This is a genomic window from Pseudarthrobacter sp. NPDC058329 (assembly GCF_042879835.1).
Taxonomy (GTDB): domain Bacteria; phylum Actinomycetota; class Actinomycetes; order Actinomycetales; family Micrococcaceae; genus Arthrobacter.
In genome coordinates this window covers 1-12841 of the sequence record NZ_JBHVZR010000024.1, presented here as the reverse complement: position 1 = coordinate 12841, position 12841 = coordinate 1, and the positions used below count along the sequence as shown (strand labels likewise).

Here is a 12841-nt window from a genome sequence, read left to right as displayed (position 1 = left end):
CGAAATCAGCGGGGCCAACGCCGGCGGCTGGGAACTTCAATGACAGGAATTTCGTGGGGCTCAAGTGGGCGTTGGGGAACGGGTCGGATGTTGTAGGGGGTGATGCGGTCCGTCTCGTGCTCACTTTCAATGGTTGCGGCGATGCTTTCGTTGGACCGCCGGATGTAGTCAAGTGACCAGGCAAGGAGGACGTCCAGCCGATTGACCTCTGCTTCTGCTGCTAACAGCCGCTCGTGAGCGGTGACGGAACGATACCCGCACCACTGGCGAAGAAGTTCGTGTATGGGCTTCGTCCAGCGTAGGTAACGCTCGTATTCGTATTTGGGGGAGGTTTCTGTGGGTTCCCTGGTTTCCCAGTCCTCGCTTGTGCCGCCTCTTTTAGATTTCTCACGGGCCTCCGCTTCCTCTGCCAGTATCCGTTCGAGAACCGGTGTCGGATTTTGGTGACAGGCCCATTCCGCGATGGTCAGGGACGCGAGTGGTGAAAGGCATGGTTTGCCGTTGTAGGTGATCCATGAATGATTTGTTGGAAGGGCATCCAATGGGTGGTTTGTCAGGGATTCCAACGCCGATAAATCGTGGATTACCAAGGCATCGTCCACAGGGGTGAGGAACAGCTCGGCGACTGCCGAGGGTATGAGAAGTTCAAGTGCTGTCCACATCGCCGACGATTCGTTTTCGTCGACGGATTCTGACCGCAAGAGTTTCCAGTTGTCCATGCTGGCGTCATACTGGCCTACCTCGTTCCAGGGCACTTTGAGCCTGCTACGAGGGACGTTTTCTTCCTTCCCTGCGAGGTCGCCATCGAGATGTCGGATCTCAACCCTGAACTTGCGTGTTTGTCGGTCTATAGACAAGATTTTGACCCTTTGTGATGTTGAGTCGTCACGTAGGCGGTACGCCCATTCCTGTCCCGTGGCGGGGGTAGGAACAACTTCTGCATCAGAGTCCATAGCCGCCCATTATTCCTCCGTTCACTTCTCTGGCGGGACATCCGTTGAGCTGCACTAAGACCAGCTGAGGTTTGTCAGCGCTGCCAGCTACAGTGACGTGACAGGTATGCATAGAGGGAGAACTGCACATTGGTCGCTGTTGAAGATATCGCTCAAACAAGCACGGGCCTGCGTCACTTGCGCCTCATGGCCGCACTGACCGAGCTGGAGCCACTGGACTCAAACCGGCAGGTAGGAGTGGGAACTCTCTATAACGAGCCGGAGCGCTGGGGACTGGATAAGCAAGGGATCTCGAACGATCTGGAAGCTCTTCAGGGGCGGGGCTGGATTTGGTTCGAGCGTGCCGGAGCCGGCATACAAACAGTGGTTGTGGTCCAACCTGGTGTCGATGCTGCCGACGAGTTCGGCCAGTTAAGGGGCAACCGTCGTCGTCGTACCCAAGCGGTGAGGGATGCTGTTCTCAACTGGCTCTATGACCTTTACTTAGGTGGCGACGAAGCCTCGGGGATCAGTGACTTTCTCACCAGCGAGAGCAATCAGTATTTCGGCGATCCGTATTCAGGAGATGAGCTGGAGCGTGCTGCAACCTGGCTGATGGCCGAAGAGTACATCGACGGTATCGAGACTTTCAGCGGAGAGCTGGCGCGGCCAGAGATTACTACCAAAGGCATACGAGTTATAGAGGCCGAGCAGTCCGTCAACAAAGCGCTAACTTCAGCTGGAATGACAGTGAACGAGATCAACATCAGCGACTCCCAGGGAGTCAATGTCGCCGTGGCAAGTTCTAACGTCACTCAATCAAACACCCTGTCAAAGGGGCAGATTGACCAGTTGGAGAAGGTTATCGGTTCTGTACGTGCCTTGCTGAACCCGATGGTTCTCGGTGTTACCGAGGACGTCGCTGAGGCAGCCCAGGCTATTACCGGAGAGGTTGAGGAGGAGATCCACTCATCAGCTCCTAGCGCAGGAACGGTAAAGACTCTGCTCTTGAAACTGATGGAGCTGGCAGCAACTGGGACCGTTCAAGGCGGCGTCGATGCCCTGAACGCCATCATGCAACAGGGCATCGACGGCATGAGCTAACAATAGAACCCCTCAATTAGCGGGCTTCGAGCTAGAGGAAGACTACAGCCAGGGCAGGACGTGTCACTGAAGATGCCTACGTGCCCGTTTGGGGCAGATCTGGCATGCTGACAGTGTTGGCCGCTATCCAACACAGCAGGAAGGGGGCCCCTGGTTCGTACCAGGGCGCCCCTTTTTTGTTGGACCCCACAATTCGCACGCTTGGCATCGCACCCAGCTGGTCATAGCTCGCAGAGACTGATGCAGTCCTGGTTGGCGTCAAGGATTACCTGGCTAGCTTTGTGCCATACCTTCTTGGCTAGATTCCTACGGCCATCAAGATCGCTGAGCCCAATTCGTTCCACGCCGGGCCTTCGCGTCTCTGGATCTCCGTTACGTCAAACCATCGGCGGGTCGTAGGCGACTCTCGTCTCAGGACGCTAGCATCCATGCCAGCTATGGAGATTATTGTCCAAAAATCACCAGCACCCCCTTGAAGTGCTTTGAGATGAGACTTCTCGGCTTCTCCTGCGCGATTGTGAGCATTGGACTGATCAGTTCCGCCCTTGATCTCGATAGCAACCTTGGTGAAAGCAACGCCTCCTACTTCTTCCACGACTACTACGTCGGGATCGGCGGCTAGGGCAATAGTTGTCTTCCGCCCTGCGCTGTTGAGTAATGTCAGGCTGTTGCCGTCCTCAGACTCCTTATAACTGGTTCCTTTTGCATCGATGATGTCTTTGATGGCCGCAAACACGTCTTTCGTTGCTCTTGACCCAATCTGCGTCCTCCAGGAGCCATCCAGTTGCGTCCCCAACATCAGTAGCGGCAGCTGTTCCACATCGGCTGGTGTCACACCACCGTCAATCCCGGTGATCATCTCGGCCATAGCTTCATTCAGGCAGCTACAGAGTTCTCCAAGTCTCGGCAACGCTGCAGGCCGAATGTCGTTCTCCGTCTCCATCGCTTTGAAAAGTTGCATCCCGGTGCGTGCATGGTAGAACTGCTTTTGCGAAACGCCCAGCAAGAGACGGTAGTAGCCGAGCAGCGTGGGCTGCTGCTTTAGGACAACCGGAAGAGCAAAAACATGTTCATCCCGTATACCGGCCGCCTGCAGTGCCTGACGCGCTTGCGCCGGCACATAGTTCTGAATTTCTGAAGACAAGGAATTGGGGTCCACCTCCCCGAGTGTCGGCAGAAGCGCATCGCGTAAAACTTCCTTCCGTGCCCTGCTCAGCAGACTTTGAACATAAAGCTGGCGAACTGGGGCGGGAAGTGCGAACTGAGGCAACGTTGAGTTTGTCATGGGAGGTCCAAAGGGAGAGCTGCAGGGCAGTTATCGGGAGCGGTCACCATGGAAGCCTAGCGGGCCATTTGGTAGCACTTAGTCCGCCGCCCATTGTGTACTGCTACTGCGTTTGGGGGATACTTCCTGACCGGTTCTGTTGTAGGAACAGCCGGCCGCTAGGGTGAAGCAGAACCCACCAACATGGCGACCGGAGCGAGTTTCAATGGCAGTAGCCCGCAGACACCACACGGTGCCGAACTTTTACCTCAAAGGCTTTGCCACAAAGGCCAGCCAGATAGGGGCAGTTCAGTTGCCCGGAACGCGCCGATTTGTTCAATCCACCAGCGACGCGACCATTCAAAAGGACTTTTATGCCATACCCGGTCATAGCGACGGGCCGGATGTATTCGAAAAAAGCCTGTCAGAACTCGAACGCGACGCAGCCAAGATCTTCAGGAAGATTTTGAACGACGACGTTTGGCCCCTGCCCCACGAGGACAGGGAAGTCCTTGCAACGTTCCTCACGATTCAGTTTCTAAGGGGACCCGATCAGCGCCGCCACATGGAACAAACTATGGCGTTGCTGACCCGTCTAGAGGTGGGTGCGGGCGGGAAGGCAGGAGTGGAAGCCTGGGCAAAGAGGAAGCACGGCGTCTCGGTATCCCCTGAACAAGCAGAGCGAATTTGGACAGAAGCCACGCAGCCCGGAGGGCCGCCCATCAAGCTTGCAGCCGTAGGCCATATACGGCAGATGCTGGAACTGACTCCACAACTAATTCGGTACTTTGCTGCAAGGCCTTGGCAACTGTACCGTTTCTCCCGCCGCAGCTTGGTCACCTGCGACGCCCCCGTCAGCCTGATTCCCGATCAGCACGCGCAGTGGGACGAAGGAACTGGCCTCATGAATGCTTGGGCCATTGCGGTGCCTCTTTCCAGGAAGACAGGCATCCTGCTGGGAAATCCTGAAGCCTTCTTCGGAGAAGTCGCCGCGGCGGAAGTATCAACGGGTCAATTCGACCACCGCGGAGAGCCCTCTACCGCAGTAGCCCACATGTTTAACGCGGCGACGATCGAAAATGCCCGCCAGTGGGTCTATCACCATCCAGATGACAAAAATCTTGTGCCCGAAGCGTTGCCAGAGCCGAGAGCGGCGGAGATACAAACTAGCGGGGCAGCTATAGAGTTTTCCGGCGAACCTTACTTTGGACGACTTTCACCCAATGAGGAGACAGAATGAGCGAGTTGTTGGAGAGCGTCAAGGCCCGCTATCTGACTTCTCGGGACTTCAACGGATTCTATGTCTCCCAGGAATCGGCAGCACACATTCCCGAAGCTATCCGTCTGGTGGAATCCGGACTGATTCAGGTTGTGTCGGAAGAGGATTACCCCAATCCGCACATCCGCCCTTGGCCGTCTCGACGAAGCATCGAGGCCCAGGTGAAGTCTCTAGAGGCCCTTATACAGAGTCAGTACGGTCTCTGCCTCTATCCCACCCCAGAAGCTGTTAGCCAGGCGGAGCTTGAAACCATTGACGCGGGCGAACCCTTCCGACGTGCCTTGGCGGCAGGACAAGGCACGCTAGAGCTGGCCTACTTCGAGTTTGAGGTTCTGGAGCCTTACCGAAACGATCCCAAGTTCATCTTCCAGTTTCGAGATTTTGGCGCTGAAACACTTCTTTCGGATGAGTCGCATATGACCGCAGACGAAAAGGACAGCATCATCATGAGCCACATCGGTTACGCCTACGATCTTTCCAACTATGAGCTCCACGACCCGACGAGCAAGCTGGTTCGACGAGCATGTGCCTTTCTAGGCGACCTGGCTAAGCTGCACCCGGTTCATCAGATGAGGTGGAAAACGTTTGAAGTCGCTGCTTCCCCGGACCTGGAACCTCACCCGGCATGGTGGGCGCAGCAGATGGGTCGCTGGCCGGAGCGGATAGGACCCTTTCAGCGCTTCTTCTTCGAACTGGAGACATGGAACGAGTTCCACACGGCAATTTACGGTGCTCCAATTCTGAGGACCACAGCAAGGCCTCGGGAGTTCGGGTGGATGATCCGTCCGTCAAAACGCGAATTTGACGCTTTCATCGTCCAACTCGATCAGCTCCTCTCGGACAACATATTGCACCGAGCCCTAGATGAACTGGGAGCTGATCGAAAGGACGCTAACGAAAACAACATAGGATCCCTGCGTCGCCTGGAGACAGCGATGGTGCTGCGCGGGGCGACCGAGGAAGAAGCCCAAGTCGTCCTAAAGCCGTTCAAGGATGTTCGGAAGCTGAGGCAGAAGCCGGCCCACGCACAAGAAGCCAATGTGGTGGACAACGCGCTGCTGCACAAACAGGTGAGCGTACTGCAGGAGGTCACAAAAGCGCTCTACGCCCTCCGCGCCTTCTGGCAGTCGCACCGGACGAACCGCGAGTGGACGGAACCTTCCTACGTAGCGAAGGACCCCTACCCGATCTGAGACATGGCTAGGCTGATGGAGGCGTGTCCTGCTGGAGGAACCGGAACCTTAGACGAGGTTCAACGGGGGGAGCCATTCTCCCCGCAGGCTCAGTTCCCACTCGTGAGCTTCTTTGATGCCGTCGCATTGGATCCATCCAAGCTCACAGTCCGCAAGCCACTGGTTCACAACTGCTACTTGCTCTACCGTCATTACGCTTGGGCGCTGGCGCGCAACTGAGCGAGGGACGCCGAGCTGTGCCGCCGCAACGCTCGCTCTGAGAGTACTTCGGCTAAGGTCGCGTCCTTTGGCGAAATGCTTTCTGAGGCGCCCGCGCAGACCTTCCGCCCCGAGGGCTTCACCTACATAGATGGGATGCCCATCCCGGTACCAGATGTAAACGCCGGGGTCAGTCGGAACACCGCCTCTTGGGATAGGTAGCGGGCGAGGCTTGGCTATGGACAACGCCACTTTCCACTGGTCCCCAGGTGATTTGGTGTTTGTCATGCTGACCTCTGGGTGTTGGGGTTTTCGGGCCTGCCTCGCTTCGGCCAGCTTTACCAGGTCATTCTTGGATGGTCCGCCTGGCGTATAGGCGGCTTCAGCGATCTCTTCGGGGGTCATGGCGTTCATCATGGCTGTCGCTTGGGCGAGTACTCTGCCGGCGGCCACGATATGAGGGCGCGCTTCCGGGGGTAGGGGTCCCGAACCTGGTCGTTTCACTTCAAGCCCCTCCAGGAATCGGAAAAATGCGCCTAGTCGAGCCTTCCCACCCTACTGGGCTGAACCTACGCATGGTCAGGGGTATGCAGACACGACACGATGAGCCGCGGGGCTCCAAGAAATCTCTTTCGGTCCAGGCCTTGGAGGCGTTTGTGCTTGGAGCGGCCCGTACTGCCGGAGCGGCAGCAGTTGGCGGCCTTTTGACCTGGTTGGCAACGACTATGGAAGGCCTCCCGCTCTAGTCCGTTTCATACGGCTCATTGGCTGCGGGGACTTGGTTATTCACGGGCGCGCGCACGCGCTTTGCGGAGCAGCGCAACTGGGCTCTTGCCGACGGGCCACATGCTGCCGCAGTCATTGCACATCCACCAGCCGGGTTCAGGTTGACCTGCTCTGCCGTGGCAGAGGGGGCATACTTTCGTGGTTTTCGTCATTGCGACAGGGTACGAGTAGCCACTGACATTGAGAGGTGGGCGCCTGAGGGCTGCCATCGTCGGCTCTCAGTAAGATTGTCTCTCGTGACTGACGAACCAGGACTTTTTGATATCCCTTCGACACCAACTGTGGAGCCGGCTGCGGCAGCTCTCCAGGAACTGCCTATTCGCCCGGAACAGGTTCAGCAGATTCGGGAAGCTTTCGACAAGGCAGGTGTCACCGAACAAGACGAGCGGAAGGCTCTGATCAACTCCGTCATCGTTCGGGACATTGCATCCCTGCGTGAGCTGCATGCAGCGGAGGTGCGGAGAGTAGTCATGGCAATCGAACAGCGGACTAAGCCCAAGTCGACTGGCTCTGCTTGGGATGATCGCGAAGAAGACACCTGGATTGACAAGCTATAGCCCAGAGTCTCTGCTCTTGTTGCCAGAGTTAGCGGGACTGTCGTTCTCCGGACAGTTTCCACTGACCGTGAATAGTTGCCGCACTGATATGAACAGCTAGCTTCACCTTGGCGTCAGACCGGTCGATTCCGATCTTGAAAGTTGGAACGACGGCATCGGCCGGGAAGGGGATAGTCCCCTTCTGCGCGTTTTCGACGGAGAGCGTATCCACGGCCTCAAAGAGGGAAGTGGGGATCTCGACTAGCTGGTAGCGCACGCCGTCATCCTCTCGGAACGCCCTGAGGATGATGATGCCGTCCGTGATCTGCCGGTATTCCTTGAAGAGCGCGACGATGCGGTCACGCCGTTCGGCCTGTCTGCGGGCGTCCTGAATCCAGGCACCTTCTGTGAGTTTGGATATTTCGACCCAGTTTTCCTTCAGAGCCTTTGCCGCCGTCGATTTGAGCGACAGGACGACCCTGGCTCCGTCCTTGTTGATTACGGTGTCGAAGAACCTGTTCGTGGCACCCGCGGCAGCACTCACTGTCCAACCAGCAGCCTCTGAAGCGTCATTGAACGCCGCCTCGAACTGCAGGGTTCCAAGCGGCTCCCTGCTAAGCCCGTGATGGACCCGGAGAAGGGCGAGGAAAGCCTCGGCCCATTCCTTGGCTGTTAGCCACGAACCGTGCAGGACAGTGTGCTCCGCCGGCGCCTGGATGGAGCTAACGACGTTGTCAACAATGATGATTTCCTGAGTATTCAGGTCTTCAATTTTGCTGTGGAGCTGGGTCTTGCGATCGCCGGAGGTGGCAGGAGATGTCACGAGTCAGAGAGTCTTTCGGAAATGAGCGGCAAGTAGTCATCGTTGATTTCGCAGCCGATGAATTTCCGGTCGAGCTTGTGGGCCACAGCCCCGGTCGTACCTGAACCGAGGAAAGGGTCCAGAATATAGTCACCTGGTTCTGAGCCGATGAGGGCACAGCGGCGAACCAGTTCTTCGGGGTAGACAGCGAAGTGAGCACCGTTGTAGCCCTTGGTATTGATCTCCCACACATCGCGCAGACGGCGGCCATTCGGGCCCTTCACTGCGTCGATATCGTAGTAATACTTCTCGTTCTTGCTGAAGAGGAATACGTGCTCGTGACTCCGCGTCGGGCGGTCCTTCACCGACTCTGGTTGAGTGTTTTCCTTGTACCAAATGATGTCGCTGCGGAGGTACCAGCCTGCCTGCTGCATGGCAAAGGCAAACATCCAGGGCACGCCAATGAGGTCTTTCGGCTTTAGGCCTTCGGGCGTCTTTGGACGAACTGACATCGCACGGTTCGCGTTCTTCTTGTCCGGTGCACGGTAGCCGCGGTTGCCGGAGGTGTAGCTGTCTCCGAGGTTGACCCACAAAGTTCCATCGTCCGTGAGTACACGAGAAACTTTGTCGAAGATGACGGTCAGCGACTTAATGAATTCGGGAAGACTTTCGTCTCTGCCGATCTGCCCGTCATGGTTATAGTCCCTTAACGACCAGTAGGGCGGGGACGTAACTACAGACCGGACCGATTGGCTGGGTACTCGATCCAGCATCTGTGCGGCGTCACCGAGGAGCACGGCAGAGCGGCCGGATGTAAAGGTGGAGGCGGCGGATTCATCCGATGTAGACGCGTTGATCACATCAAAAAGCATGGCAAGTCTCTCGTTTGGTCTGACTCAAAGATATAGGCAGGCGCTCGGACAGCAGGTATTGGCGGAGCGTGAGTTTGGTCCTCCCCGACTCATCTGAGTTGGTGCGGGGCGGAAGGCGTGGATTACTTTTTGTCGGACCAGCGTTCGTGAGCGGACTGCCGGCTGATGCCGACTGCGCGGCCAATATCTGTCCAGGATGCCCCTGCGGCCTTCGCGGCCGCGACGGTCTTATTCAGTCGGTTGCCGGCTTGGCTGTATTCACGTGCTGCCGCTTCGACTCCCAGGATGGCTTCTGTGGGAGCTATATGAGCTTTCCATTCGTCATGGACTGCTTCTTCAAGTCTCTGGGAAGCGTCCGCGAAACCATCACGGGAAACGTACTCACGATGCTGGGCGGGATCTGCCTCAGCTGAGGAACCGACGCGCTTCCACAGCTCACCTTGCCAGCCGCAGTCGCAGGCCCCTCGCCAACCAATAATTTCCCTGTCAGGGATTATCTCGTAGTCGGGCATTGATTCGTCCCGCTTGTAGCGGCCAGAGACCCCTTTAACGAGCATGCCTTCACCCGATGAGGACGAGGACAGCCGGCCGTCCGGGGCTACGCAAGCAACCCATCCTTCGTGCTTGTTGTCGCTTGATACCCATCCCATAGCTACACACTTCCTGTCAGGCGCTCCTGACGGGAAGTGTGTCAGGAGCCCCTGACAAAAGCCAATCGGTGGTCACCTAGAGCCCTATGGCTCAGTTGTCGTGGATGGACTCCAGCAGCCACTGTTCCGACAGGGGGTCCCGCCGCAGCTCGAAGGTCCGCAGCGCTGAGGTTGAGGATCCGAGACGCACCTGTAGCCTCCAGTGTTCGATATCCACGACGTTCCCGACGCCGACCGGCACGGTCCGCTGTGTCTCCCACCAGGAGTCCCTGGTAAACCAGCGCAGCGGGTCCGCCGCGACTGCCCACACCCGCCCGTCGTAGCGGACGGCCAGGGGAGTGCCGGCCGCCGTAAATCGTACGTCCACGGGGGTGTTGAGGGTTGTTTCACTTACTGTTGCTGTCACGGTTGGTCCGCTCTCCCAAATTCCTGTTCATCATTGCTTCCCGGCGGGTGACGGCCGAACTCCAAACCCAGGTCCGGTACGTCACCGGGCCGTCCTTCCACGTCACTTCGGCTGCCTTCGCCGTCCACGCGAACACTTCCCCGTCCACGAGCTCCGCGCAGTTCGGGAATCGGATCCACGCCTTCACCGGGATCCCTGGATACCCGTTTTTAGCGGGGAAGTGCTCGAAATCGAGCTCTTCCACGGTCAGCCCTATCGGGCCGGCACGGCGGGCGTACTGCGCCTGCAGCGCGGCAGCTTGCTCCGGTCCCATAACACAACCTTAGAACATATATTCGAATAGACACGCCAAGAAAAAGCGGCCGTCGAAGCCGCAGGTTTCATTGTGGGGGAGGGGTACGACAAAGAACGGGTTGTACCCAATGGGGACAGAGTGCTTTCTCGTGAGGGGCCGTCCTCGGATGGGCCAGCGCGGCAACCACCTTCGCCTCCCTGCAAACAGCAGCTGCCCTGCAACTTGCTTCGGCTTCCACCCCGACAGGGTCTCCGGAGACTCAGGCGCGCCTCGCGTCTCGCTGCCCACAAATGGGGACAATCCTCAAAGGTTATCCACCGCTCCGGCGGCCAGGGGAGCTATCCCAACGGCTCCCCAACTCAGCCGTGGATAACCCGGATTGACCCCAACTATGGACAGCGGAAGTGGAGGGCGGCGCCTAGTCCCGTTTGAGGAACCCTGACCGGGACACTTTTCACCACTATGAGAAGAAGACCAAGTTCAGGGCCATCAACAGACTCCCTGTGATGAAGAGCAGAACGCTAAATGCAACTCCTCCCAACTCCATTGCCCCAATTTGCTGTTGTTCTTGTTCCTGCTCAGGCCGGTGCCGGCCGAACATCATCATGACGACTTGATATTGATAGCGCGCGATGTCTCTACGGAAGACGGTCCAAACAACTGAGATAAGGATGAGGACCAGCCCGAGTTCGCTAGTTCGGCCGGTGCCGGGTGGCATACCGAGCCCGTACGTCACCGTTAAGAACGTGCCGACAGCAGCGGCAATCCAAGCGGCTAACTGAAGCTTGCGCCGTTTGTCGAATTTCTGATTGGCCTCCTCCCAGCCCAGGCGTTTAGTCCTACGGTCGATGGTGCGCAAATACCCAAGCGTTGAAAGGGCTCCGATCACAAAGATCGCGCCAAAGATGAACAGCCAGGGTTCGCGCATAACGCTGACCCTATCCTGAGTGACTGCTGATGGCGTCTCTCAAGCGGAACCCTCGGCGAGACGATAGAGGTAGGGTCAGGGCATCAGATGCGCCAGAATCTTCAGGGCTGCTAACTGAGGGTAGTCATCCTGGGGCATTTTCGTTTGATAGTCGTCCAGCCAGTAGCTCATCGCCCTTTGCTCGGTGAGGCTGAAGAATTCGGGGTTTCCATTCAGGAACTGTTTATAAGCCTGCTGGAGACCCGGCCGTTCCGGCAGTTCGCGTTTCAGGAAGGCACACACTTCTTCTCCAACCTCGATGACGTACTCTCCACAGAGTTGAACGACGAAGGGGATGGGCCAAGAGTCTTCTGAAGCGAAGATCAGGGACAGAGCTTCTTGCCGTACCCGCCCATCGTGGTGCCTTGTCATCCAACAAGCAAGGACTAGCTGCTCATCAGGTGTGAGTTGCGACCTCACCTCCTGTTCGGGCCAGGAGTAGTGGATGCGGTACGGAATTTGCACCAGCTCTCCCTCGACATAAATTTCCGGGCTATCGGCCACGTGCCAGTTCGTATCCTGAATCAGGCGGGGAGAGGTACCAATTTCGGGTGGATCCAGGACTTTCATTGTCCGCTGAGCGGAAGGCCGGGCACTTAAAGGGATCGAACGCAGCAGTAGGGGATCTTTGAACCAAGGTTCCTTCATCCGCTCATTGAATCATTCCCTGAGGATTCGGCGGCAAGTAGCAGCGGTCAGCCGAGACACCCTCAGAGCAAGGTCGCACATCAGAATGCTTGGCGTTCGGGGGACGGATTCAAAACTGTGACTGTCGCGTAAGGGGTCTGTCCCGCAAGTGTCCCGTTAGACGGTGGGTGGCCGCGACGCCTCGTATAGGGAACCCTCTGCGCGACGGATCTCAACTCCTTAGAGGCCGCGCATTTGGCGTGCTGAATCGGCAACTTCACGGTAGTTCCACATGACTGTTGTTCCGCCGACAGGGGGAACGGAAAGCTGCGGGTCTGAGCTGTGCACCAAGCACATCAGGCGGTGACCAAACAAGGCTGCGTAGGAGGCCTGGCGGGCAAACACGTCCAAAAGCCTATGAGCCCCAACGGGGTCACAGGCTGAAAATTCAGCGTAGCCGCGGAGTACCAAGACTAGCCCGGTATCTGCGGCCACGGACCATCCATAAGAACCGACAGCAACCTCGCTCAGGCAATCGTTGAGCGCGTCAAAGCTGCCTCCGTAAAAGGCGGGAAATTCGAGGGCCGAAGCGATGTCGACGTGCATCTGCTCCAGGTCTTGCCACTCTGCGGCGTCAAGCGAAATGACTCGGTAACCATGGAGGGCAAGCCACTCAGCGGCATCTTCCAGGACCGACTGCTGAAAGAACAAACTAATGAAGCCGTTTTGGACGAGAAGGAAATCTGGTGGATTGTTCAGTTCATCAGCTGGGTCCCAAGTGGCCATTACCTCAAAGTACACGGTAGACGCCGGGGTGTGAGGCATCGCGATTGAGGAACCCTCAACGGGATAGTCTCTCCCAACGCCCTATGACCGGCGTCAGGGGTGTGACTGGCCAGTTGAACCACAGGAAGACGCAACTCTTAGAAT

15 protein-coding genes are annotated in these 12841 nt (G+C 57.4%); 4 read left to right on the top strand and 11 right to left on the bottom strand.

Going from position 1 to position 12841, the window contains the following annotated elements; translation table 11 throughout:
* Positions 1 to 5: 5 nt before the first annotated feature.
* Entirely contained in the window at positions 6 to 953 is a 948-nt protein-coding gene (locus ACFVYC_RS20875; RefSeq protein ID WP_387553876.1) for a hypothetical protein, read from the bottom strand.
* A 129-nt stretch (positions 954 to 1082) separates the two neighbouring features.
* On the opposite strand from ACFVYC_RS20875, the gene ACFVYC_RS20870 reads away from it, so the two are divergent.
* On the top strand, positions 1083 to 2036 hold the full coding sequence (locus ACFVYC_RS20870; RefSeq protein ID WP_387553874.1) for a hypothetical protein: 954 nt from the start codon (positions 1083 to 1085) through the stop codon (positions 2034 to 2036).
* 298 nt (positions 2037 to 2334) lie between these two features.
* Here ACFVYC_RS20870 and ACFVYC_RS20865 read toward each other — a convergent pair whose 3' ends face one another.
* On the bottom strand, positions 2335 to 3321 hold the full coding sequence (locus ACFVYC_RS20865) for an XcyI family restriction endonuclease (RefSeq protein WP_387553872.1): 987 nt from the start codon (positions 3319 to 3321) through the stop codon (positions 2335 to 2337).
* A gap of 205 nt (positions 3322 to 3526) precedes the next feature.
* Between ACFVYC_RS20865 and ACFVYC_RS20860 the strand changes: the two genes are divergently transcribed.
* Positions 3527 to 4540: a DUF4238 domain-containing protein gene (locus ACFVYC_RS20860; RefSeq protein ID WP_387553870.1), complete on the top strand. Its 1014-nt coding sequence runs from the start codon at positions 3527 to 3529 to the stop codon at positions 4538 to 4540.
* Positions 4537 to 5772: a hypothetical protein gene (locus ACFVYC_RS20855; protein WP_387553868.1), complete on the top strand. Its 1236-nt coding sequence runs from the start codon at positions 4537 to 4539 to the stop codon at positions 5770 to 5772. The genes ACFVYC_RS20860 and ACFVYC_RS20855 overlap by 4 nt, the downstream gene beginning before the upstream one ends.
* 48 nt (positions 5773 to 5820) lie before the next feature.
* Here ACFVYC_RS20855 and ACFVYC_RS20850 read toward each other — a convergent pair whose 3' ends face one another.
* Positions 5821 to 6258, bottom strand: coding sequence for a GIY-YIG nuclease family protein (locus ACFVYC_RS20850; RefSeq protein ID WP_387553954.1), 438 nt, complete (start codon positions 6256 to 6258; stop codon positions 5821 to 5823).
* 734 nt (positions 6259 to 6992) lie between these two features.
* On the opposite strand from ACFVYC_RS20850, the gene ACFVYC_RS20845 reads away from it, so the two are divergent.
* Positions 6993 to 7313, top strand: a complete 321-nt coding sequence (locus ACFVYC_RS20845; protein WP_387553866.1) for a hypothetical protein — start codon at positions 6993 to 6995, stop codon at positions 7311 to 7313.
* A gap of 28 nt (positions 7314 to 7341) precedes the next feature.
* On the opposite strand, the gene ACFVYC_RS20840 is transcribed toward ACFVYC_RS20845, so the two are convergent.
* The 8 genes from ACFVYC_RS20840 to ACFVYC_RS20805 form a co-directional block, all read right to left on the bottom strand.
* Positions 7342 to 8115: a hypothetical protein gene (locus ACFVYC_RS20840; RefSeq protein WP_387553864.1), complete on the bottom strand. Its 774-nt coding sequence runs from the start codon at positions 8113 to 8115 to the stop codon at positions 7342 to 7344.
* Positions 8112 to 8966 (bottom strand): DNA-methyltransferase, encoded by an 855-nt coding sequence (locus ACFVYC_RS20835; protein WP_387553862.1) that lies wholly within the window; start codon positions 8964 to 8966, stop codon positions 8112 to 8114. Before ACFVYC_RS20835 ends, ACFVYC_RS20840 begins: the two co-directional genes overlap by 4 nt.
* A gap of 122 nt (positions 8967 to 9088) precedes the next feature.
* Positions 9089 to 9616, bottom strand: coding sequence for a hypothetical protein (locus ACFVYC_RS20830; RefSeq protein WP_387553860.1), 528 nt, complete (start codon positions 9614 to 9616; stop codon positions 9089 to 9091).
* Between the two features lie 91 nt (positions 9617 to 9707).
* Positions 9708 to 10022 (bottom strand): hypothetical protein, encoded by a 315-nt coding sequence (locus ACFVYC_RS20825; RefSeq protein ID WP_387553858.1) that lies wholly within the window; start codon positions 10020 to 10022, stop codon positions 9708 to 9710.
* On the bottom strand, positions 10003 to 10335 hold the full coding sequence (locus ACFVYC_RS20820) for a hypothetical protein (protein WP_387553856.1): 333 nt from the start codon (positions 10333 to 10335) through the stop codon (positions 10003 to 10005). The genes ACFVYC_RS20825 and ACFVYC_RS20820 overlap by 20 nt, the downstream gene beginning before the upstream one ends.
* Before the next feature lie 442 nt (positions 10336 to 10777).
* Positions 10778 to 11245: a hypothetical protein gene (locus tag ACFVYC_RS20815; RefSeq protein ID WP_387553854.1), complete on the bottom strand. Its 468-nt coding sequence runs from the start codon at positions 11243 to 11245 to the stop codon at positions 10778 to 10780.
* A gap of 75 nt (positions 11246 to 11320) precedes the next feature.
* Positions 11321 to 11932 carry a hypothetical protein gene (locus ACFVYC_RS20810; protein ID WP_387553852.1) on the bottom strand — a complete coding sequence of 204 codons (612 nt, stop codon included), beginning with the start codon at positions 11930 to 11932 and terminating at the stop codon, positions 11321 to 11323.
* A gap of 219 nt (positions 11933 to 12151) precedes the next feature.
* Positions 12152 to 12697: a barstar family protein gene (locus ACFVYC_RS20805; protein ID WP_387553850.1), complete on the bottom strand. Its 546-nt coding sequence runs from the start codon at positions 12695 to 12697 to the stop codon at positions 12152 to 12154.
* Between the last annotated feature and the right edge of the window lie 144 nt (positions 12698 to 12841).

What these genes read in the sequence shown, in the direction of transcription:
- ACFVYC_RS20860 (WP_387553870.1), top strand. Translation starts at nt 3,527, where the DNA reads ATGGCAGTAGCCCGCAGACACCACACGGTGCCGAACTTTTACCTCAAA.
- ACFVYC_RS20820 (WP_387553856.1), bottom strand. Translation starts at nt 10,335, where the DNA reads ATGGGACCGGAGCAAGCTGCCGCGCTGCAGGCGCAGTACGCCCGCCGT.
- ACFVYC_RS20810 (WP_387553852.1), bottom strand. Translation starts at nt 11,932, where the DNA reads ATGAAGGAACCTTGGTTCAAAGATCCCCTACTGCTGCGTTCGATCCCT.
- ACFVYC_RS20875 (WP_387553876.1), bottom strand. Translation starts at nt 953, where the DNA reads ATGGACTCTGATGCAGAAGTTGTTCCTACCCCCGCCACGGGACAGGAA.
- ACFVYC_RS20835 (WP_387553862.1), bottom strand. Translation starts at nt 8,966, where the DNA reads ATGCTTTTTGATGTGATCAACGCGTCTACATCGGATGAATCCGCCGCC.
- ACFVYC_RS20815 (WP_387553854.1), bottom strand. Translation starts at nt 11,245, where the DNA reads ATGCGCGAACCCTGGCTGTTCATCTTTGGCGCGATCTTTGTGATCGGA.
- ACFVYC_RS20865 (WP_387553872.1), bottom strand. Translation starts at nt 3,321, where the DNA reads ATGACAAACTCAACGTTGCCTCAGTTCGCACTTCCCGCCCCAGTTCGC.
- ACFVYC_RS20855 (WP_387553868.1), top strand. Translation starts at nt 4,537, where the DNA reads ATGAGCGAGTTGTTGGAGAGCGTCAAGGCCCGCTATCTGACTTCTCGG.
- ACFVYC_RS20850 (WP_387553954.1), bottom strand. Translation starts at nt 6,258, where the DNA reads ATGACAAACACCAAATCACCTGGGGACCAGTGGAAAGTGGCGTTGTCC.
- ACFVYC_RS20805 (WP_387553850.1), bottom strand. Translation starts at nt 12,697, where the DNA reads ATGGCCACTTGGGACCCAGCTGATGAACTGAACAATCCACCAGATTTC.
- ACFVYC_RS20830 (WP_387553860.1), bottom strand. Translation starts at nt 9,616, where the DNA reads ATGGGATGGGTATCAAGCGACAACAAGCACGAAGGATGGGTTGCTTGC.